This is a genomic window from Alteromonas sp. KS69 (genome assembly GCF_003989595.1).
In the GTDB taxonomy this organism is placed as follows: Bacteria; Pseudomonadota; Gammaproteobacteria; order Enterobacterales; family Alteromonadaceae; genus Alteromonas; species Alteromonas naphthalenivorans.
The window spans coordinates 1-16,980 of sequence record NZ_PYHU01000007.1 but is presented as its reverse complement, the minus strand read 5'-3'; the positions used below and the strand labels follow the sequence as shown (position 1 = coordinate 16,980).

12 protein-coding genes and 1 pseudogene are annotated in these 16,980 nt (G+C 45.0%); 9 read left to right on the top strand and 4 right to left on the bottom strand.

Annotated elements, in window-relative coordinates; translation table 11 throughout:
- Positions 1 to 5: 5 nt before the first annotated feature.
- Together C7Y69_RS06330 and C7Y69_RS06325 are read right to left on the bottom strand one after the other, a co-directional pair.
- Positions 6 to 1,568 carry a PAS domain-containing hybrid sensor histidine kinase/response regulator gene (locus C7Y69_RS06330; RefSeq protein ID WP_126872157.1) on the bottom strand — a complete coding sequence of 521 codons (1,563 nt, stop codon included), beginning with the start codon at positions 1,566 to 1,568 and terminating at the stop codon, positions 6 to 8.
- A gap of 29 nt (positions 1,569 to 1,597) precedes the next feature.
- A complete protein-coding gene (locus tag C7Y69_RS06325; RefSeq protein WP_148112471.1) occupies positions 1,598 to 2,443 on the bottom strand; it encodes a PDC sensor domain-containing protein in 846 nt (281 codons plus the stop codon).
- Positions 2,444 to 2,609: 166 nt separating this feature from the next.
- On the opposite strand from C7Y69_RS06325, the gene sbcB reads away from it, so the two are divergent.
- The gene (gene sbcB / locus C7Y69_RS06320; RefSeq protein WP_013784510.1) at positions 2,610 to 4,043 is read left to right on the top strand and encodes an exodeoxyribonuclease I; all 1,434 of its coding nucleotides are present in this window, start codon (positions 2,610 to 2,612) and stop codon (positions 4,041 to 4,043) included.
- 149 nt (positions 4,044 to 4,192) lie between these two features.
- Entirely contained in the window at positions 4,193 to 5,848 is a 1,656-nt protein-coding gene (locus C7Y69_RS06315) for a FapA family protein (protein WP_126872155.1), read from the top strand.
- Positions 5,849 to 5,936: 88 nt separating this feature from the next.
- Here C7Y69_RS06315 and C7Y69_RS06310 read toward each other — a convergent pair whose 3' ends face one another.
- Positions 5,937 to 7,406 (bottom strand): diguanylate cyclase, encoded by a 1,470-nt coding sequence (locus tag C7Y69_RS06310; protein ID WP_260563434.1) that lies wholly within the window; start codon positions 7,404 to 7,406, stop codon positions 5,937 to 5,939.
- Between the two features lie 323 nt (positions 7,407 to 7,729).
- Positions 7,730 to 8,905, bottom strand: coding sequence for a thiolase family protein (locus tag C7Y69_RS06305; RefSeq protein WP_126872153.1), 1,176 nt, complete (start codon positions 8,903 to 8,905; stop codon positions 7,730 to 7,732).
- A gap of 268 nt (positions 8,906 to 9,173) precedes the next feature.
- Between C7Y69_RS06305 and C7Y69_RS06300 the strand changes: the two genes are divergently transcribed.
- The 7 genes and pseudogenes from C7Y69_RS06300 to C7Y69_RS06270 form a co-directional block, all read left to right on the top strand.
- Positions 9,174 to 9,581, top strand: a complete 408-nt coding sequence (locus tag C7Y69_RS06300) for a MerR family transcriptional regulator (protein ID WP_013784514.1) — start codon at positions 9,174 to 9,176, stop codon at positions 9,579 to 9,581.
- The gene (locus C7Y69_RS06295; RefSeq protein ID WP_126872152.1) at positions 9,578 to 10,747 is read left to right on the top strand and encodes an isovaleryl-CoA dehydrogenase; all 1,170 of its coding nucleotides are present in this window, start codon (positions 9,578 to 9,580) and stop codon (positions 10,745 to 10,747) included. Before C7Y69_RS06300 ends, C7Y69_RS06295 begins: the two co-directional genes overlap by 4 nt.
- 85 nt (positions 10,748 to 10,832) lie before the next feature.
- Positions 10,833 to 12,440, top strand: a complete 1,608-nt coding sequence (locus C7Y69_RS06290; protein ID WP_013784516.1) for a carboxyl transferase domain-containing protein — start codon at positions 10,833 to 10,835, stop codon at positions 12,438 to 12,440.
- Positions 12,441 to 12,456: 16 nt separating this feature from the next.
- Positions 12,457 to 13,251 (top strand): enoyl-CoA hydratase/isomerase family protein, encoded by a 795-nt coding sequence (locus C7Y69_RS06285; protein WP_126872151.1) that lies wholly within the window; start codon positions 12,457 to 12,459, stop codon positions 13,249 to 13,251.
- Positions 13,248 to 15,338, top strand: coding sequence for an acetyl/propionyl/methylcrotonyl-CoA carboxylase subunit alpha (locus C7Y69_RS06280; RefSeq protein WP_126872150.1), 2,091 nt, complete (start codon positions 13,248 to 13,250; stop codon positions 15,336 to 15,338). Before C7Y69_RS06285 ends, C7Y69_RS06280 begins: the two co-directional genes overlap by 4 nt.
- 14 nt (positions 15,339 to 15,352) lie before the next feature.
- Positions 15,353 to 16,297: a hydroxymethylglutaryl-CoA lyase gene (locus C7Y69_RS06275; RefSeq protein ID WP_049791817.1), complete on the top strand. Its 945-nt coding sequence runs from the start codon at positions 15,353 to 15,355 to the stop codon at positions 16,295 to 16,297.
- A 216-nt stretch (positions 16,298 to 16,513) separates the two neighbouring features.
- A pseudogene (locus C7Y69_RS06270) lies at positions 16,514 to 16,960 on the top strand (transposase); the annotation flags it as partial.
- Between the last annotated feature and the right edge of the window lie 20 nt (positions 16,961 to 16,980).

Sequence of the window (16,980 nt, the reverse complement as noted above, 5' to 3'; positions counted from 1 at the left end):
GTATCCTAGGAAACCTCCTCGAATGAGACGATGCCGGTGTAGGTTTCTACAACGCTAGCTCCTTCACTAGTCATTAGGGTTTTAATATTTTCTGCAAGCGGCGAATACTGGGCAAACACAGCTAAACGCAACCCGTCCATTTTATTAGATAACGCCAAGTTTTGCTGACTATCTGCCGACGTAACATCATCCACTGAAATCCAAAACGAAAAGGAACTTCCCTGGCCTTGCGTGGAAGAAAAGTTGATATCGCCGCCCAACAGTACACTAAGTTGCTTGCAGATAGATAAACCCAACCCTGTGCCCCCAAATCGGGTAGCAACAGAGGCATCTGCTTGTGTAAAGGCAGTGAATAGCTTCGACTGGTGCTCTTTTGCGATGCCGATCCCAGTGTCGGTTATCGTCACATTCAGCTGGGCGTTATCCTTGTCATTGCGTGTAAGCGACGCAGCGAGTGCCACATGACCTCGTTCGGTGAATTTGATGGCATTATTTACTAGGTTACTGATAATTTGAGATACCCGATGGGGATCTGACACCAATGCTTCAGCTTTTAACTCTGTGGTATCTACAAGAAATTCCAAGTCTTTGTTGTGAGCTCGTACCGCCAATGATGAAGATAATGTTTCTATTAATTGCACAGGATTAAACGCTTGCACGTTCAAGTCTAATTTCCCGGCCTCAATTTTCGACATATCTAATATGTCATTAATTAAAACACTTAAGTTGTTACAACTCACATCCATCATAGACGCCAGTTGTTCCGCTTTAGCAGAAAGAGGCTGACGTTTTAGCAAATTAAGTGAGCCGATTATGCCGTTTAAAGGTGTTCGCATTTCATGGCTTATGCTAGAGATAAACGCACTTTTTACCTGACTAGCTTCTTGGGCTTCATCACGCGCTTCTGCCAGTTGCTTAGTGCGGCTTTGCACTTTCTCTTCAAGCTCTAGATTATTTTTCTCGATAGCGCGTTGGGTATTACGTTCTTTTGTAATGTCGCGTAAAACCACTGCCACGCCTGAATACTGCCCTTGATCCCCCCAAATGGGAGACACCGTAACCGCTAGGCAACTCTCAATACCTGATGTTTGTTTAAATAAAATTTCATCCTGAAAATAGCCGATTCGCGCTACCTCAGCATTTAGGTATTTATCCCAAGCAATGGGGCGTATCGACGCAAAGGCACTGTAGTGATGACCTAAGATGGTTGAGCTTGGTAACCTAAACAACCGCTCTGCGGCCATATTCCAGCTTTTCACTATGCCATCAATATCCATACTGACAATGGCGTCACTAGACCCAGCGACAATGGCGTCACTAGACCCAGCGACAATGGCTGCCGACTCTCCGCGAGCTTCCGCCAATTCAAAGCTCTTTTTGGCACTTCGATGAAAGAACAGTAATACTGCTGCGAACACCATAGACATTGCCAAAAGAAAACCATAAACAGCCAATCGCCTTTCGTTCATTAAACCGGTAATAGTGTCAGCCGGTAGGGCAAGATGCACGTAAACGAATTGTTGCCCTGGGGAACTACTTACCACCACTTTTCGACTCGCAATGAACACGTCACTGACGACACCATCAACCCGCCTACTTACGTGCCTAACACCTTCAAAAACAGGAGAAGAAAATTGCGTTTCCCAAGTGGCTTCTGGCGCAAGGTCTTTGCTGAAATTAAAACGTTTTTGAGGGTGTAAAATGAAGAAGCCTTCATCATCGGTGAGATACAGCTGCTGGGGGAAGATACGAATTCAGTCATGCCGGCTAACGCAATAGAGGTATTTATGTTCATGATGATAAAGCCATACCTTCGGCCGGTTTCGCTAAAAATAGGCAATGATAAACGTAATACAGGTTTGTAAGGGTACTCCACTTTGCCGTATTCGCGGTTAAGACTGATACCAGACATATACAGTTCATTGCGAGATAATTGAGCACTTTCCTTGTAGTAGTCTCTGGTACTTTTTACTTGAAGTTCTCTATCGGCTAACGCAGATATTTTGCCGCCCGATCGTTCAACACGCAGAACCTCCTTGCCATCACCTATACTGATAATTCGTAGTTGATCAACTTCTTCATTATTTTCTATAAAGGCGATGAAAATTGTCTCTAAGCGCTTTTTCCAAAGGGTAAAACTGGTATTTTCTTTAGGATCTACCCCAGCGTTTTCAGTAGCACGGGGAATGCCAGATACAGACGGCGTAGCGTGTAAAAATTTTAAATTATCAGCATATTGAACCGCTTGGCGTTGTGTAAAGCCCTCTATCTCACTCGTTTGATGATTTAACTGGGACGACACATCATCTAAAACGCTTTGCGAAAGATTGCTTTCGAATAGAAAAGCCACTAATACAGTGACTAGGATTGCCCCAACAACAGCGAAACCCAGCATTTTTTGGGAATACTTTGCTCCCAGTTTCTGTTTTATAACCGCTGCCAAGGTGAACTATATTCCAATTATCTGATATACATTAAAAACTAGTTTCAGATTTGCAGATTGGCAAGTTATGAATCAATTTCATTTTAAATAGCTAGGTTTGGTATTCAAACCCACGCAGTGTACACTGCCAGCATGATGACACTTATTCAAAAATGTAACCTAGAACATGCACGAACCTAGCTTTCTTTGGTACGATTTCGAAACGTTCGGTACCAGTGGACAAAAAGATTTACCTTGTCAGTTTGCTGCCATTAGAACCGATCTGGACTTTAATATTATTGGTAAGCCCATTAATATTATGAGCGCCATTGCGAACGATTACTTGCCCCACCCTGAAGCCTGTTTGGTTACCGGTATTACGCCTCAGCAAACCTTGCGAGATGGCTCGAACGAAGCTGATTTTGCCAAGCGTATTTATCAGGAAATGTCGACGCCCAACACCTGCAGTTTGGGTTTTAATAGCATACGCTTCGATGATGAAGTTGCTAGATTCTTGTTTTACCGAAATTTCTATGACCCTTACTCTAGAGAATGGCGAAACGGCAATAGCCGTTGGGATATTATAGACTTGGCTCGAGCATGCTACGCACTTCGCCCTGATGGCATAAACTGGCCCACTCGCGAAGATGGTACGCCTAGCTTCAAATTAGAGCACTTAACTAAAGAAAACGACATAAGCCACGAAAACGCGCACGATGCATTAAGTGACGTTCATGCCACTATTGCCTTGGCAAAGCTAATCAAAGAAAAGCAGCCTAGGTTATTTGAATATGCTTATTCCCTTCGTAGTAAGCACAATGTGGCTAACCAGTTTGATTTAACTAAGCCTTCCGTACTGTTGCATATTTCAGCTAAGTTGCCTGCTAGCCAAGGGTGTTGTACCTGGATAATGCCTATTGCAAAACACCCGACCAACAGTAACGCGATTATTGCTGTAGATTTATCAAAGCCTATCGATAGCCTACTTAACGATTCTCCCGAAGAAATAAAAGCCAAACTTTACGCGCGTTACGAGCCTGGCAGTGATGCCAATAGTTTGCGCCCAGGGTTGAAGCTCATTCATATTAACCGTTCCCCTTTTGTGACTACCGCAAAAGCGATGACTGAGGACAATGCGCATAGATTAGGGTTAGACAGAGATACCTGCCTTGAAAATTATCGCATTCTGGCACAAGAACGTGACTTAGGCATGAAGCTGTCAAACGTGTATGAAAACGACACAGACGACAAAGAGCAAGATATTGATCACGCGCTTTATAGCGGTGGCTTTTTAAGTACTGAAGACCGCCATTGGTGCGACAAAGTGCTAGCATCAAGCCCAGAACAACTTGGCGCATTAGCTGAAGAGACTCAACATGTCGGCCTTAGGGCTTTATTGTTTAGATATAGAGCACGTAATTTCCCGTCTACACTTACTTATGATGAAACCTTGAAGTGGCAACGACATAGACAAGCGCGTTTAACTGATCCCACTTCGTCAGCATCTATTACGCTTGAACACTATATGAGTACGTTAGAACGCCTTGCTCATGAACATGTTGATAACCCCGAAAAACAAGCTATTTTAAGAGCATTATTTCAATATGCCGAAAACCTTTGACGCGGCGCAATGAAACGCATTACATTAAACTTATGTCTAATGCGTTATTGTTCTCTGCAATAATGCAGAAACACGCTTAAGTCTGCAGCGTTAAGGTCGATATTGACTATAGAAAAGTAAGCAAGACTGCTCAAAGGATGAATGTAGTAATGAACGGCGTAACAATAAGTTTTGATAAAACAAGAACCTATATAAATCTGACACTAAACCCTTCAGAGTTCTCTAAAGAAATAGACATACGCCAAGTAAAAACGGAGTTAGCAACCGGTGAAACTAAACGGTTATATGTTTCCGATGCGGCTTTAAAATCGGCTTGCGATACTGCTAATCATTACTTCAAAACCGGTGATAACACCGTAGTCCAAGAGCGAGTTGGTGAGAGACGGAACGCCGAAATAGAGTTTCGTATTCCTGAAGACGCAATGACAGCCAACCTTGTGATCACGTCACCCTACGGTGGAAAATCTCCCACGATAAATACCATTAAGTCTTTAGCCTTAAAAAACAACATTCATCGAGGCCTTGGCACACGCGTTATCGAAGCCATGTTAATGGAAGCACGAAAGTCACCTCCAGGCACCATCATCGAGCGTACAGTAGCAAAAGGCCTACCTGCTAGAAATGGCCGTTCATCGCGATTTATTCCGTTAGTACCCAATGCGCTTGAACGTATATTAAAACCGCAAACCAACGAAGGTGAGCGGGTAGATATGCGCAATCTAGGTGAGGTTATCTGCGTAAAAGTAGACACCCCTGTGCTTCGCAGAACAGAGCCTACCCTAGGCAGAAGTGGTTTTGATGTGCGCGGTAGCAAGCTACCCCCCATTCCTGGTGAGTGGGTAGAATTTCGCAAAGGTACCGGTACCGTTCAGGCTGATAACGATCAAAATTTATTAATGTCATCCATTGCGGGTATGCCGAAATACCAAGACCAAACCATGAATATCGACGATACCTATATTTGTAACGGGGTTAATGTGGGTACGGGTCACGTAAATTATGAAGGTGCAGTGCTGGTTAATGGCGACGTAACAGAAAAAATGCAAATAAAAGCAGAAGGTGACGTTACCATAAATGGTTTCGTCGAGTCTGCTCACATTGAGTCTGGTGGCGATATTATTATCACCGAAGGTGCGATGGGGAAATTAAATGACAGCGCAGGTGAATTCAACTGCCACCTCATAGCGAAAGGCAGTATTCATGTTCAGCATGGTCAAGGTATCGAAATTCACTGTTCAGGCAACATTACCGTTGGCCGTCAATTAGCTTATAGTAAGCTTCACTGTGGTGGCGCCGTTATTGTGGGCCAAATAGACAAACCAATGGGTAACTTGTTTGCTTGCGATATTGTAAGTCAAGATAGAATAGAGGCCGGCACCCTTGGTGCAGTATCTGGTAGCATGCTTAAAGTCGATTTTAGCCCTGGCTTTGCTCAACTACTTGAACGTAAAGATGCGTTAGACGAACTTGTGCGCCAACTACGTGAAAACAATAGCAAGCACAAAGAAAAAATTGATATTTTGAAAAGTAAAAAAGTGCCCAAGGAGCTTAAAACAAAAGTGGCTGAGGCGCTTGAAATGTTCGACAACGAAAACGCGTTGCTTGATTGGATTGAGTCGAAAGTGCTAGAAATTAGCGATGCAAAAGTTCAGTACCAACAAGATATTAAGCTTATTGCCAATAAGAAACTGTACCCTGGTGTAACAGCTAAACTGAACAATCGTAATTGGCGCTCAGAGCGTGAGTATGAGCGCGCCCATATTCATTACGACTCGCACCAATGGCATTACGAACCTATTATTTAAAGCGCTAGCGTTTGCATCGCTAATCTAAACCGCCACGCAGTGTTTAAAAATGTTTACTGCAGCAGGCTAGGCGTCACTTTATCCCACGCTAGTCTGCTATTGATACCTTCGCTATACCCAATCTTTTAGCGTGATACAGCGCCTTCGTTGTGCGCTCAAACCAATCGGTGAAGTTTTCACTCTCTTTTAGTTCAGCTAAGCCCGCACTGACTTGCATTTTAGTATTTTTGGTAAGTACGTCTTCGTCAATACATTCTACAAGTCGATCAGCGAGAACCCGTCCTGCGTCTAAGGTGGTTTGTGGGCACAAAATGATGAACTGTTCGCCTGTGAAGCGTGACACAATATCTACTTCTCTTACGGTCGCAAGACATTGGGACGCAACCTGCTTTAAAATATTTTCTCTATCGAACTCGTTTAATTCACCCCGACAATCGCGCTTAACCTCAATCTCCACAACAATTAACGATGCGGTAGTATGAAAGCGGTGGAAGCGAGAAATTTCTTCTTCTGCTTTTTGAATCATGTGATTGCGGTTATATAACCCAGTCAAAGTATCGTGGGCTGACAAAAATTCTAGGGTACGGTTTCTGTCTAACAAGGTCGTTTGCAACGATTCTATTTCATCATTCTTCTGCTTTGTTAAACGTTTAAATTGTGACACTGTTCTGTTGCGCCACACTAAGCAAACAATGGCCAACAATACAAAGCACGTGGTTACCACCAGTTTAAAATAATCCCGTTCATAACGAACCTGAACGTTATTCCACTGCTTATAAATATCAACCTTCCGATTCTCTGGAATAGTGGCAATTGCAGTGTTTAAGATAGGAATAATGTCGCGAGAAGATTTATTCACACCAAACGCAAGTGAATCGAACGGCTCCGCGTAACCCACAATGCTCACATTATCTATCTTTTGATTATTGATATGCGTGTTTACGCTTAATAACGAGCCCACCATAACGTCGATGTCTCCTCTTGCTAATTCAGCAAGCCCTTCACTTTCGGTTTGTACTAATTTAAGCCTTAACTCAGGATAATGCCTGGAAATGTACTCTACCTGCCTGTAGCCCTTCACTACCCCAACAGTCCTGTGACCAATGCCTGCGTAACCTTGTAAAATAGGTGTGCCTGAACGGGCAACTAAAATATTGGGTGCTTCAAAATAAGGCGCGGAAAAATAAAGAAACTGTTTTCTAAAGTCAGAAACGTTCAGCATGGAGATGACTTGGCAGGTACCTTCCTGTACGAATGCCAAACTTTGTTCCCATGATTCAGTTGGCACAAGCTTGAAGGTTAAGCCAGAGAGCTCCGAAATAGTATTAATATAATCAGCAGAAATACCAACATGGTTATTATTTCGTATGGCTTCGTAAGGTGCCCAATCGGGATCGACACAATACGTCACCTCACGAGGAGCCGTGTTGTTTGCCGATTGCGGTTGAGAAACGTTCTGTTGAAGCGCTTGTGCTGCTATTTCCACTGAGTAAGAAAGCGTAAGCACAATTACGGAGAAGACAAGGCGTAAACACCTGAAAGAAATCAAAAAGACCACCTAAATACAAATACGTAAAATGCGAAAAATCGCATACCAGAGTATCTAACTTAGCGCCTGCAAATGCAACATCGGTCTAAACTAAAAAATCACGATACCAACACATTCAGCCAAAATTTAGGCAATTTACCCGCCATTTCGTTTCATAGTTGCTACATACTGAAAAACTCGTTTAATTATTCGACACTCGTCAATAATAAATCGAATCTATGCAGCGACGGATAATGAACGCTTTATTAGGATAATTAAAACACAAATGGCACCGGATTGTGGTGCCATTTACTTCAAAGTCATGCTTTTTTGACATCAATCAAGCATGCTGCTTATAGCATTTCAACCGCTAGTGCTACGCCTTCCCCACCCCCAATACATAAAGAGGCAATGCCTTTTGTCGCTTTCTTTTGATTAAGCGCGTGCAGCAAGGTGACCAAGATTCGTGCACCCGATGCGCCAATCGGATGACCAAGCGCACACGCGCCGCCTTTTATATTCACTTTTCGCTCGTCTAATCCCAGCTTTTGAACTGCCAACATAGTAACCATGGCAAAGGCTTCATTAATTTCGAACAAGTCGACTTCATCTTTAGACCAGCCTGCTTTAGAAAGCACATTTTCCATTGCTCCAACAGGTGCTACTGTGAAATTCTCTGGCTCTATAGAATGTGTAGCATGGGCTACCACTTTAGCAAGTGGGGCTAATCCCAGCGCGTGCGCTTTGGATTCACTCATAACGAGTAACGCCGCCGCACCATCTGAAATAGAGCTGGAATTTGCTGCGGTTACCGTGCCGTCTTTTTTAAATGCAGGGCGAAGGGATGGGATCTTTTCTGGTCGCGCAGAACCTGGGCCTTCGTCAGTATCAACGACTACATCGCCTTTGCGGCCTGAGATAGTCACATTTACGATTTCATCTTTAAAACTACCACTGTTAATCGCTTCATGGGCTTTTGAAAGCGAACTAAGCGCGAATTCATCCATTTGAGTTCGCGTAATGTTTTCAGCATCCGCTGTATCTTGCGCAAAACATCCCATCGCCTTACCATCGTAAGCATTCTCAAGACCATCTAACATCATATGGTCGAGTACTTGTCCGTGCCCCATCCGATAGCCTGTTCTTGCCTTTGGCAACATATACGGCGCATTGCTCATACTTTCGAACCCACCAGCTACAACCACTTCAGCGCTACCGGCCTTGATTAAATCGTGAGCCAGCATTACCGCTTTTAAACCAGAACCACACACTTTGTTAATGGTGGTTACGCCTGCGCTAAGAGGAAGGCCTGCGCCTAACGATGCCTGACGAGCGGGCGCTTGACCTAAGCCAGCAGGTAAAACGCACCCCATAATAACTTCATCAACGTGGCTTACATCGAATGTATCGCACACCGACTTAATGGCAGTGGCACCTAGTTCGGTGGCGGCTACCCCAGACAGACTTCCATTGAAGCCACCCATTGGTGTGCGCTTCGCTGCTACGATCACTACTGTTTCACTACTCATCACTTGAACTCCTAACCATTTGTAATTTATGGAATAATATTCAACTAACTTTACTTTCGTATAAAAATGTAGACACCCATGTTTAGATAAGCGAACTATCTCACATATGAAAAATTGACGTTAGCAAAATGTTACTTTACCTTAACGTAAAAGGTAATTAACGTTAACGTAAACCTCAATATATTTAGTGTCAAGAATCCCCTTTCATTCAGGGAAAGTCTTTTTGTAAACAGCACAAGACAACGACATAAGACCAAAGGTACGTGTTATGAATAACAACGAGAAAGAGTCGGTATTCGCGATAGGTGAACTGGCAAAAGAGTTCGATATAACTCACCGATCCATTCGCTTTTATGAAGAGCAAGGGCTACTTAGCCCAAAGCGTACCGGGCAAAACCGTGTGTATGACAACAAAGATAGAGTGAGATTAATGCTCATTCTTAGAGGGAAACGATTAGGGTTTTCCTTAGCAGAAGTTAAAACCTTATTCGAAATGTACGACACCAATGGCAATTCCGCCGTTCAGCTAGGCACCATGTTGGAAATGACCGCACAAAAACGGGCTGTACTTCATCAGCAACTTGAGGATATTCAAAGCCTGATGCAAGAACTCGATGAAGTAGAAGCGCGATGCCGTGAAGAGCTAGCGGAATTAGAACAAGGAAAAATTGCATGAATACCTCCTACCCTACATTAAACTTTGATCTTGGCGAAGATATCGATTTATTGCGCGATCAAGTCTTCCAGTTTGCACAAAATGAAATTGCTCCGTTAGCAGAAGAAGCCGACGCTAATAACCAATTCCCCAATGCATTATGGCCCAAGCTGGGTGAAATGGGTTTGTTGGGGGTTACGGTATCAGAGCAATATGGCGGCGCCGATATGGGTTATTTAGCCCATACCATCGCAATGGAAGAAGTGAGCCGCGCATCAGCAGGTATTGGCCTGAGTTATGGTGCGCATTCTAACTTATGCGTAAACCAGATTTTTAGAAACGGCAACGACGAACAGCGAGAGAAGTATCTGCCTAAATTAGTGTCTGGTGAGCACATTGGCGCGTTGGCCATGAGTGAGCCTAATGCGGGTTCAGATGTGGTGAGTATGAAGCTGCGTGCACAAAAGCGCGGCGATAAGTATATCTTGAACGGCAACAAGATGTGGATCACCAATGGTCCAGACGCCCATACCTTTGTCATTTACGCAAAAACAGACCCACAAGCCGGACCCAAAGGGATCACCGCATTCATTGTAGAACGTGATTTCCCAGGCTTTACCCGCGCACAAAAGCTAGACAAATTAGGCATGCGCTCTTCAAACACCTGTGAACTTGTATTCCAAGACTGTGAAGTACCTGCAGCAAATATTCTGGGTAAAGAAGGCGAAGGCGTTAGGGTGCTCATGAGCGGGCTAGATTACGAGCGATTGGTACTGTCTGGTGGCCCCTTGGGCATTATGCAAGCCTGTATGGATGTGGTTGTACCCTATATTCATGACAGAGAGCAATTCGGTCAATCTATTGGTCAATTTCAACTTGTTCAGGGCAAAGTGGCCGATATGTATACCCAAATGAATGCCGCCAGAGCCTACGTGTACACCGTTGCAAAATCTTGCGATCGCGGTGATACCACCCGAAAAGACGCCGCTGGCGCCATTTTATATTCTGCAGAATTAGCCACCAAGATGGCCTTAGACGCCATTCAGCTTTTAGGTGGAAACGGTTATATCAATGAATATTCCACGGGCAGATTATTAAGAGATGCCAAGTTGTATGAAATTGGTGCGGGTACCTCAGAAATTCGCCGAATGCTTATTGGCCGCGAATTGTTTAACGAATCAAAATAATAATTATAACGTGTCAGTTCAGCTTTTTGCTCTTAACGACAGACTGTGCGGCTCATAAGGTCGCACTGAACAAACAGGAGGGGGTATGCCCGTTCTACGTTCAAAGATAAATACAAAATCAGACACCTTTGTTGCCAATGCGCAGCATATGCAAGCACAAGTAAATGACTTGGTTGCAAAAATAGAACAAGTTTCATTAGGCGGCGGGGCACAAGCTGCCCAACGCCATCAATCACGCGGAAAATTACTTCCCCGAGACAGAATTAACGCCTTAATTGACGACAACACGCCCTTTTTGGAAATAGGCCAATTGGCGGCGTGGGATGTGTACGACGATTATGTACCCTGCGCGGGCGTAGTAGCCGGTATAGGTTGCGTGGAAGGTATTGAGTGCATGATAGTGGCTAACGATGCCACGGTAAAAGGCGGCAGTTACTACCCGCTTACCGTGAAAAAACACTTACGCGCACAAACCATTGCAGAAGAAAATAACCTGCCGTGTATTTACTTGGTAGATTCAGGCGGTGCGAACCTACCCTATCAAGATGAAGTGTTTCCCGACAAAGAACACTTTGGCCGTATTTTCTTTAACCAAGCCAACATGTCGGCAAAGAATATTCCACAAATTGCGGTGGTAATGGGGTCATGCACAGCTGGCGGTGCCTACGTGCCCGCCATGGCAGATGAGAGCATAATTGTAAAAGAGCAAGCCACCATCTTTTTAGGTGGACCACCACTAGTGAAAGCAGCGACAGGTGAAGTGGTAACTGCCGAAGAGCTTGGCGGCGGTGACGTGCATACCCGAATTTCAGGGGTAGCAGACCAATTAGCCAATAACGACCATCACGCACTATCTCTTGCAAGAAATGCAGTTTCTAGGCTTAACCGTACCAAACATGTCGCATTGGATGTGGCAGAGCCGAAGCCCCCGCGCTTCGATGCTAAAGAGATTTACGGCATCGTGCCTGCCGACTCAAAACAAACTTACGATGTGCGAGAAATTATCGCACGGGTAGTAGATGATTCAGACTTTGATGAATTTAAACCCTTATACGGCACTACGTTAGTGTGCGGATTTGCGCGCATCTTCGGCTATCCGGTGGGCATCATCGGCAATAATGGCATTTTATTCGGCGAAAGTGCACTAAAAGGCGCACACTTTGTTGAATTATGTGCAATGCGTAAAATTCCCCTCGTATTTTTACAAAACATCACTGGTTTCATGGTGGGTAAACAGTACGAACATGGCGGGATAGCTAAACACGGCGCCAAGATGGTTACTGCCGTTGCGTGTGCCCAAGTGCCTAAAATTACCGTATTAATTGGCGGTAGTTTTGGTGCAGGAAACTACGGGATGTGCGGCCGTGGGTACGACCCCAGATTTCTATTCATGTGGCCAAATGCTCGCATATCGGTAATGGGCGGCGAACAAGCCGCTGGCGTACTCGCTCAAGTGAAGCGGGATCAAAAAGAACGTGCAGGTGAAGCCTGGACCGACGAACAAGAGCACGCCATCAAACAACCGGTTATCGACACCTACGAGAAACAAGGACATCCATATTATGCCTCAGCCAGATTATGGGACGACGGCGTTATCGACCCTGCTGATACCCGCACAGTGTTAGGCCTATCGTTATCTGCGGCATTAAATCAACCTATACCCGACACCCGCTTCGGTGTCTTTCGCATGTAGTTGAGGGGAATTTATTATGGAACAAGCAGTTACTTATCACGTAGATGAAAGAAACGTTGCCCTTATTACGTTAAACCGCGCTGACAAACACAATGCATTTAACGATGACATGATAGCTACGTTAACCGAGCTATTTACGCGCGCCGGCAACGACAGCAGCGTTCGCGCCGTTGTTTTACAAGGCAAAGGAAAGAGCTTCAGTGCTGGTGCCGACTTAGAGTGGATGAAGCGCATGGCGCAGTACGATGAAGCCAAAAATCATATCGACGCAATGGCGCTGGCTACTATGTTACACACCTTATACACCTTGCCAAAGCCCACTATTGCCCGCGTGCAAGGGGCGGCATTTGGCGGCGCGGTTGGTCTTATTGCTTGCTGCGATATTGCCATTGGAAGCAAATTGAGCAAGTTCTGTTTAAGCGAAGTAAAAATAGGCTTAATTCCCGCCACTATCAGCCCATACGTGATAGAAGCTATGGGCGCACGGGTGTGTCGACGCTATTTTCAAACCGCAGAAGTCTTCTCTGCCCGCCGAGCTCGCAGGCTAGGACTGCTTAGCGAGGCTGTGACCGAAGATGAACTTGATAGCACAATAGACGATATTGTCACCCAAATTTTAAAAAACGGCCCCGTGGCGGTATCGCAAGCCAAAGCCCTAGTGCAACAGGTTGCCAACGCGCCTATTAATGCTAAATTGCTTGATGATACAAGCAAACAAATTGCCAAAATAAGAACCTCGAAAGAAGGGCAAGAAGGCTTGGGGGCGTTCATCGAAAAGCGCGCCCCAGCGTGGCAGGAGAAACAAGCATGATCAAAAAATTACTGATTGCTAATCGCGGCGAAATTGCATGCCGAGTGATGCGTACAGCCAAAGCCATGGGTATTCAAACGGTGGCGGTTTATTCAGACGCTGATGCAAATGCCTTACACGTTTTACAGGCGGATGAAGCGGTTTATTTAGGCCCTGCCCCCTCGAAAGATAGCTACTTGCGCGGAACTGCAATTATTGAATACGCCAAAAAGCTTGGTGTAGATGCCATCCATCCTGGGTATGGTTTTTTATCTGAGAATGCCGAATTTGCTAAAGCATGTGCCGCGCACGATATTATATTTGTGGGCCCACCTGCGTCTGCCATAGAAGCCATGGGATCTAAATCTGCGGCCAAGAAAATTATGGAAGATGCCGGCGTGCCTTTGGTGCCAGGTTATCACGGAGATGATCAAGATGAGGCTACCTTAAAGCAAGCCAGTGATGCAATGGGCTATCCTGTGTTGCTTAAAGCTGCTGCCGGCGGCGGCGGTAAAGGCATGCGTCAGGTGTGGAAAGAAAGCGAGTTTTCGGCGGCGCTAAGTGCAGCAAAAAGGGAGTCGATGGCAAGCTTTGGCGATGAACATATGTTGGTTGAAAAATACCTCACCCGGCCGCGCCATGTTGAGATACAAGTTTTCTGTGACACCCATGGTAATGGCGTGCATCTATTTGAACGTGACTGTTCAGTGCAGCGTCGTCATCAAAAAGTGATAGAAGAAGCACCTGCCCCTAATTTTCCTGCCAATATTCGGCAGCAAATGGGCGAAGCGGCCCTTCAAGCAGCAAAAGCGATTAATTATGTAGGTGCGGGAACCGTTGAGTTTTTGTATGACGAAGACGGCTCGTTCTATTTCATGGAGATGAATACCCGCTTGCAAGTAGAGCACCCTGTTACGGAAATGATTACCGGTGAAGACTTGGTTCGCTGGCAGCTTGATGTAGCAGAAGGAAAAACCCTGCCCAAGACCCAATCAGAATTAACGCTAACGGGACACGCATTCGAAGCGCGTATTTACGCCGAAGATCCCAACAATGATTTCTTGCCCGCCAGCGGCACGCTCTCGCTTATCAAGACACCCATGCTATCAAGCCCGACTTCCTATCAAAATAGCCAGTCGCTAAACAAGACACCCACGTTATTTAGCCAAGGATCAACAAGTAAAGTACGCATTGATACCGGCGTACAGCAAGGTGACGACATTAGCGTTTATTACGACCCGATGATATCTAAACTCGTTGTATGGGGTGAGAACAGAGAAGCTGCTTTAAAACAATTAGTTAGTGCACTTAAGCAATATCACATTGACGGCGTAACCACGAATATTGATTTTCTTATCGACGTGGCTTCAAGTGCGCCTTTCATTAGCGCTGAATTAACCACAACTTTTATTGATAAACATACTGACACCCTGTTCAACAATCAGAGTCAATCAGTTGATGCTGAGCTTCCCGCAATAGCACTTTTGTCTGTACTTTCACGTAATCAAAGTACAGCGAAGAGTAATTCACTGCCCTCACCTTGGGGGATTGTTGGCTCGTGGCGCCCCAACATGGGATATCAAGAATCCCTTTCGATTATGATGGGTGATGAAGTTCATTCACTCACAATAAAACATATCGCCCAATCAGGTAATAGCCTGAATCAAAAAGGTATTTCCCTTGAGGTAATCACGGATACGGAAAGCATTGAAGCAACTGGTCATCTTGCTGGTGATGAATTAATTGCCTCTGTAGATGGAGTAAGACGGACATACCATTTCTCGAACAACGAAGGTCAATTTGGCTTATTTAGTCAAGACTCAACCTGCCATTTTAAGGTCTTAGCACCTGATATGGGGGATGACGACAACCACAGTGGTGCAAGCTTAGATGCACCAATGAATGGTACCGTGGTGGCTCACTTAGTTGAGGTTGGTAGTAGCGTCAAAAAAGGTGCACCGCTACTTATTATGGAGGCCATGAAGATGGAACATAGTATTACAGCGCCTTGCGACGGTGTGGTGCAAGGCTATTATTATCAACCTGGTGAGTTGGTAGATGGAGGCTCAGTGCTAATTGATTTCGATTCTGAGTCAGAAGTTGAATGAGTGTGGAAACCGCTATGAAGACACCCATCGTAAATTCACCCTCTAACCCTGCGACTCACTTTCCCTCTAAAGTGAGGATCGTGGAAGTTGGTGCTCGTGACGGGTTGCAAAATGAAAAGGCGATTCTTAGCGCTAAAGACAAAATACATCTCATCAATTTGCTTAGCGCAAGTGGTTTAAAGCGTATTGAAGCTGGCAGCTTTGTTTCTCCCAAGTGGGTTCCTCAGATGGCAGATTCTGACGCAGTTTTCAATGGAATTAGCCGTTCCAATGATGTTATCTATTCAGCCCTGACCCCTAACCTAAAAGGGTTTGAAGCTGCGCTGTCTGTTGGCGTTGATGAAGTTGCTATATTTGGCGCGGCTTCTGAATCTTTTTCTCAAAAAAATATTAACTGCTCAATCAGTGAAAGCCTAAAAAGATTCGAGCCCGTTATTGCGGCCGCAAACACGCATAATATCCCAGTTAGGGGCTACGTATCTTGTGTGATGGGCTGCCCTTATGAAGGAGAAATATCTAGCGACTCGGTAGCGCAGGTTTCCAAGGGTCTACATGATATGGGCTGCTATGAAATTTCACTTGGCGACACCATTGGAACCGGCACTCCAGCATCTACTGCTCGTTTGCTCGAAAACGTTTGCCACCACGTACCAGTTGCCGACTTAGCTGTCCACTTTCATGACACCTATGGCCAAGCATTAGTCAATATCTACACCGCGCTACAATTTGGTATATCGAGCATAGATAGCGCTGTCGCAGGCCTTGGGGGCTGCCCATATGCTAAAGGCGCCAGCGGAAACGTGGCGACAGAAGACGTTCTGTATATGCTAAATGGACTTGGAATTGAAAGTGGCGTAAGTATGGATAAGTTGCTTGTTGCCACTGAATTTATCTCTTCTGTATTAAACAGAAAACCAGTGTCTAAGGTAGCTAATGCATTGCTTGCCAAGGTAAATTAGATTCACTTCCTTCGGCATTTAGCGCAACCAAGACATCCATTGTAAAATAAAGGGTCAATTCAATAGTACTATCAAGACACCCTTAGTAAAGGTCAGCTAACCGGACACCCACGATAATACAAAGAATCAATTCGATTAATTCACACCTAAGATACAGGTTCATCAATTGCAATTGATTGCTAGCATGGACGTATATGAATTTACTGGATGTTAGCCGTGCCGCAATCAAGACGCAGCCAAATCAGCCTTGCTGATACTCCTTATTATCACTGCGTTTCACGCTGCGTTAGGCAATGCTACCTATGCGGTGTTGATCAGAATTCGGGAAAAAGCTTCGAACATCGAAGAGGCTGGGTCGAGCGCCGCTTATTAGAGTTAGCTTCGGTGTACTCCATTAATATTTGTGCTTATGCGGTGATGAGCAATCACGTTCATGTAGTCCTGCATGTTGATAAACAAGGTGCCAATTCATGGAATCTAGAGCAAGTTCTAACCCAATGGCACCGTATCCATAAAGGCACTCTACTTACCCAAAGGTATCTTAAGGGTGAGCGCCTCTCGGAAGCCGAATTACAAACAGTAACCGATACTGCTGAAGTTTACCGCCAGCGCCTGTACGACATTAGTTGGTTTATGCGAAACCTTAATGAGTTCATCGCTAGGTGACGTGCTCCAATAGATTC